3 protein-coding genes and 1 pseudogene are annotated in these 5,250 nt (G+C 67.9%); all 4 read right to left on the bottom strand.

Annotated elements, in window-relative coordinates; genetic code table 11:
- Nucleotides 1-4 precede the first annotated feature (4 nt).
- Complete coding sequence (locus QZ189_RS10540; protein ID WP_296421729.1) at nt 5-952, bottom strand: lysylphosphatidylglycerol synthase transmembrane domain-containing protein; 948 nt, start codon at nt 950-952, stop codon at nt 5-7.
- The gene (locus QZ189_RS10535) at nt 952-2,346 is read right to left on the bottom strand and encodes a glycosyltransferase (protein WP_296421728.1); all 1,395 of its coding nucleotides are present in this window, start codon (nt 2,344-2,346) and stop codon (nt 952-954) included. The genes QZ189_RS10540 and QZ189_RS10535 overlap by 1 nt, the downstream gene beginning before the upstream one ends.
- On the bottom strand, nt 2,343-4,739 hold the full coding sequence (locus tag QZ189_RS10530; protein ID WP_296421727.1) for a glycosyltransferase family 39 protein: 2,397 nt from the start codon (nt 4,737-4,739) through the stop codon (nt 2,343-2,345). The genes QZ189_RS10535 and QZ189_RS10530 overlap by 4 nt, the downstream gene beginning before the upstream one ends.
- A pseudogene (locus QZ189_RS10525) lies at nt 4,706-5,250 on the bottom strand (glycosyl transferase); the annotation flags it as partial. The gene QZ189_RS10530 and the pseudogene QZ189_RS10525, both read right to left, overlap by 34 nt.

Genomic DNA, 5,250 nt, shown 5'->3' with positions numbered 1-5,250 from the left:
GCCCTCAGCGTGATTCCGCGGCTCGGCTGAGATCCGGTTGGCGCATCAACGCCAGGACTCCGACTAGGCAGGGGATGGCGAGGGTGCAGAGACGAAGCAGGAGCGTCACCGCCAGGGCCTGGGAGCGATCGGCGCCGTAGAGCATCGCCAGGCCAATCGAGGTGGCCTCACTGGTGCCCAAACCGGCCGGCAGCAGCGAGATCACCCCGCCGAGGCCCGTCGCGGTTCGGATCACGGCGGTTTGGTGCAGGCTCAGCTCAACGCCGAGGGCGTGATAGAGCGCCACCAGCAGGCCCGCCTCAATCATCCAGCAGACGCAGGCCAGCAGGGTGCCGGCGATCAGGGGCTTGGGTTTCATCAACTGGCGCATCCGGCCCATGGCCAGCAGCGCTTCCCGCAGCAGCCGAATCAGGCCGTTCCAGCGTTGATGCAGGGGCAGGCTCTCGAGCCAATGCTCCAGGCGCCGCAGGACCCGCGGGTGGGTCAGTACCCAGCCACCGACCCCGAGGACCGCCAGGCCAATCAGCATGGCGATCCAGACCTGCTCCCCAAGGCCCCAGCTGAGGACCAGTAGCGCACTGGCGAGATCCGCCAGGCGCTCGGCCAGGGTGATGCCCACACCCACGGTCAGCGGGAAGCCGTGGCGCCGCTGCAGCCAGAGGCCGCGCACCGCCTCGCCGCTGCGGCCGGGGGCGGCAATCAAGGCCAGGCCGGCGGCGTAGATCTTGGCGGCGGGTTTCAGGGGCAGGGGAAAGCCCAGTTGGCGCAGGTAATAGGACCAGCGCCCGATCAGCACCAGATGGCTACCCAGGCAGATGGCGGGCGCCAGGATCCACCAGCGCCAGTGCAGTTGGCCCAGGGTCGCGCTGACCTCCTGGATGCCAAAGGCCGTGGTCAGCCCGAGATAAATCGCCAGGGCTGCGACCAGCCCGAAGAGCCAACGGCGCCGCATCAGGGAATGAACCTCAACTTGCGGGCGGCATAGAGACACATCTGACCCAGGATCAGGCCCTCTTTGACGTGGGCGATGTTCGAGCTGCCGTAGCTGCGCTCTTGGTAGCGAACCGGGACTTCCACGATCTTTAGGTTCAACTTGCTGGCGCCAAACAGCAGGTCAAAGTCTCCAAAGGGGTCGAAGTCACCGAAGTAACTGCGACCGGCCTTGAGCCGTTCGTAGTCGTCCTTCCAGATCACCTTCGTGCCGCAGAGGGTGTCCTTGAGCCGTTGACGCAGCAACCAGGAGAAGGCGGCGGCAAAAAAGCGGTTGGCGGCCGTGTTCAGCGGCGGCATCGCCTCCCAGCTGCGGGGGTAGACCAGGCGGCAGCCGTTGACGAACTCCCCGCGTCCATCGGCCATGGCCTGGGCGAAGCGCGGCAGATCCTCCGGCCTGACGGTCAGATCGGCATCGAGGATCATCAGCACATCCCCCTCGGCCTGATCAAAGCCCAGCCAGACCGCATCGGCTTTGCCCTTGCCGGTCTGGCGGAATTTCTTCAGGCGCATGGGCCCCTGATAGGTCGCGCAGACCCGCTCGATCTCCTCCCAGGTGTTGTCGGAGGAATGCCCCTCGACAAAGATCACCTCGGTGAAGCGGCCCAGTTCCGGCAACCGCTCAATCGCCGGTGCGATGTTTCCGGCTTCGTTGCGGGCCGGGATGACCACGCTGACGCTGGGGTTCTGGCGCTGCTGACGGGCCGGCCGGGCCACCATCCAATGGGTCAGCCCCAGGTTGTCGATCAGCGGCAGTTGGCTCAGCCAACGGTTGGCTAGGGGTGTGAGTAGCGGAATCTGGCGGGGGATCAGGCAGCGCTGGCCCTCTTTGAGCACCTCCCAGCTCGCAAGATCCAGCAGGTTGCGGACGTCGTTGGGGGTCAGCCAGCTCTCAGGCGGTTGCGGTTGCCGTTGCCCCAGGCGCTCGGCGGCCTTCAGCAGCGGTTGCCAGAGCCAATTGTGGAAACTCACCACCAGGCGTGTGCGCGGGTGGCAGAAGGCCTCAAGCCGCTCCAGCACCCCTTGCACGTCCTGCAGCGTGTTCAGGGTGTTCGGCAGCAGGATCACATCGAACGGCTGGGTTTCGCCGATGGACGCCGGGGTCATCGTCTCGGCGTTGGCCGCCAGGATCCGCAGCTCGGGGTGCCGCTCACGGGCGACAGCGGCGACATCTGGATCCAGCTCGATGCCCACCCCATGGGCCGGTTGCAGATGGGCCAGCAGATCGCCGCTGCCGCAGCCCACCTCCAGCACCCGCAGGCCCGGTGGCACCAGCAGTTGGTGCAGACGCTCCAGGTCGGCGTAATAGGTGCGGTTGCGCTGGCGGAAGTGGATCTGCTGGCTCGAGGCGGTCATGAACGAAGCAGGTGGAGGGTCTGGGGCAGATCCAGGCGCAGGGCACTGGCCACGATGCGCAGGGTGCGCAGGGTGGAGTTGTTGGGGCTCATCTTCGCTGCTTGATCCAGCGCGACCTGCGCTTGGGCGGGCCGAAAGCGATAAAGCTCCACGACTCCAAGCCCCAGCAGTGCATTCGGATTGGAGGGATCCAGGGCCTTGATCTGGGTCAAGGTCTGCGCCGCATCGCCGGCGTGGCGCTGCAGGGCCTGGGCCAGAGCCAGGCTGTAGAGGTCGTTCAGGTCACCGGGATCGTCCTGGAGCCGAGCCCGCAGGATCGCCTCGGCGTCGCTCAGATAGACCTGCTCCGGGTCGCTTTGGTTGAGCTGTCCGACCTTGGAGAAGAGGCTGTCCAGTTCGCCGCGGCGCAGTTGTTCCCCCAGCTGACGCAGCAGGGCGACGCGGTTGGCCGTGCGTTCACCGGGATCGCCCTGCCCCGGTTGCAGCAGCACCGCTCGATCGGCCGGCAGCTGGATGGCCTGCCGCTGGCCATTGGCCTTCAGCAGCTGCAGCTCAGCGCTCCAGGCCCCGTCGCTGCTGGCATCGTCACTCAGGGCCAGCTGTTGCTGAACCTCGAGGCATCCCTTCGGCAACCGCAGCAGGCCTTGGCCCAGGGCCTGGTCGGCTTCGAGCCGTTGCTCCCCCTGGCGGAGGGTCAGCAGCAGCTTGGATCCCTGCAGGGCGGTGCTGGGGCCTGAGACCCGGATGTCCAGGCCGCCTGGAATGGCTGTGATCGAGCCGCTGAGCTGGGCCGGGCAGGTGATTGCTGCGGTGCGCACGCTCAGTTGCTTGCGGCGCAGCAGTTGCGCCTGGCTGCCATCGGGCAGGGGCCAGCTGCCCACCTGCTCGAAGTGCGCTGAGTTCTGCAGCAGTTCGCTTTGGCGGGCCTGCCGTTCATCGCTCATCACCCCCTGGTCCCCGCCCTTACGCAGGAACCAGTCGAAGTTGCTGAGTTCTTCTTCCAGCCGCTCCTTGGGGGCCACGGTCTGGCGGGCGGCCAGGCGGAACTGCTGGCGCCGTCCCTCGGCTTCGAGGTTGAAGGCGTTGAGCCCTTCACTGTCCGGGAGCACCGCCAGGGTCGAGAGCTGATTGGGGCTGGTGCTGCGGACGCGGGCCACGATCGCCTCGATGGGCCAGCCCCCCTGGGGGTTCGGGCGATGGGGCGGAAAGCTGCTGAGCTTGGGCCCCCAGCCGAATTGGCTCCAGAGCGCCCCCAGCAGCGCGACCAGCACCAGCGCCCCCTGCCAAAGGGGTGCCCAGCGGCGCTCGACGCTGGCGACGATCAGGGCCAAGGCAATGGCCAGCTGCGGCAGCAGGGGCAGGACGAAGCGGAAGTCCTTGCTGGTCATCAGGATGCAGATCAGCAGTCCCCCCAGGGGAAAGCTCAGCCACCAGATCAGCCAGGCCTTGTCTGGGTTGAGTTGCGGTCTGCGCTCCACCAGCGCGATGACTCCGCCCACCAGCACCAGGGCCGTCAGGCTGCTGCCGAGCATCGCCGGCAGCAATTTCAGGTAGTAGAGCCAACCCTCCAGGCTGTTGGCCTCCAGGCCGTCCTGGTAGGCGACCCCCCACTGGCGCGCTTTGTTGATCGTGCTCAGGATGGTCAGCCAGTTCTGGCTGAACCAGGGCCAGACCAGGAGCCAGGCGATGACGCTGGCCGTGGCGCCCTGCAGCAAAGGCCGCCATTGGCCGCGGCGCGCTTCGCGCAGGCCCCCGATCAGGAGCAGCAGCAGGGGGAGCCAGAGCAGCACCAAGCCCGTCGGCCGGGTCAGGGCCACCAGCCCCAGTCCGATTCCGCTGAGGACGGTCCAGAGCCAGCGACGGCCGGCTGCAAACCAGCGCCGCTGGCTCAGGATCCACCAGCTGCCGGTCATGACCGCCGTCAGGCTCAGGTCGATCAGGTAGTCGGTGCGTTGATTCAGCAGGGCCGGGGCTGTCGCCACAAACAGGGCGGCCCAGAGCCCCGCGCGGCGGCTGTGCAGTTGCCGGCCTTGGCCGTAGCAGCTCAGCAGCAGGATCCCGTTGAAGACGGCGCCGGAGGCCATGGCGCTGCTGAAGCTCGGGCCGAGCAGCTGCAGAACGGGTGCACTGAGCACGTAGGTCAGCGGGCCGCGGTAGCTGGGGGCCTGGGCCCAGAGGCTGTGCCACCAGTCCCCGCTCCAGGGGGCCGGCTGGCTCAGGACCTGCCAGACCCCCAGGGCGCGGCTGAGGTGATCGCCTTGGTCCCAGGCCGGCGGGGCCTGGTGCTGCTGAATCCAAAGGCCGTCCAGCAGCAGGCAGAGCAGCCAGAGGGCCAGCAGCAGCAGGCCATCACGCCGGTTCAGTTGCCGCTGGGGCTGCGTACCAAGGTCCATGGGGCCAGATCATCGCCCGAGGCCAGGGGGATCAGCTCCCGATTGGCGGAATCCTGCAGGGCCGCTGTCTCAATCCAGGCCAAGCGGCCTGGCTCCAGCGCCGCCGCGCTCTCCACCTTTGCTCCCAACTGCGGAGTCCCCAGGGCCAGCAGGATCAGTTGGGCATGGGCCTGGCCGCTCAGGGGGCTGCCGCTGATGACGGCCACCGGTTCTGCGGCCAGCAGCGGTTGGATCGCGCCATCGCTGAGGGCCTGGCGCAGCCCTGGAGAGCGATCGCTGAACAGGCCCCCCTGCACCAGCAGGCTCAGGGCCAGCCAGGGGCCGATCAACACGGCGGCCAGGACGCGTTTCGGGGTCCGTTGTTGGGGCAGCAGCGCCCAGCTCAGGCCCAGGGCCAGGGCCGCAAGACCCAGCAGTGCTGGCGCCAGGGGCGGGATCTCGAGTGGGAGCAGGTTTCCGGGGAGCAGGAGCAGCGCCCCGGCCAGGCAGAGCAACACCCCGAGGCCAGCGA

It is taken from the genome of Vulcanococcus sp. CPBay_Sum15L08_68 (assembly GCF_017855895.1).
Taxonomy (GTDB): domain Bacteria; phylum Cyanobacteriota; class Cyanobacteriia; order PCC-6307; family Cyanobiaceae; genus Vulcanococcus.
Note: the sequence above shows the minus strand (reverse complement) of the source record. Positions and strands in the feature narration are given on the sequence as shown.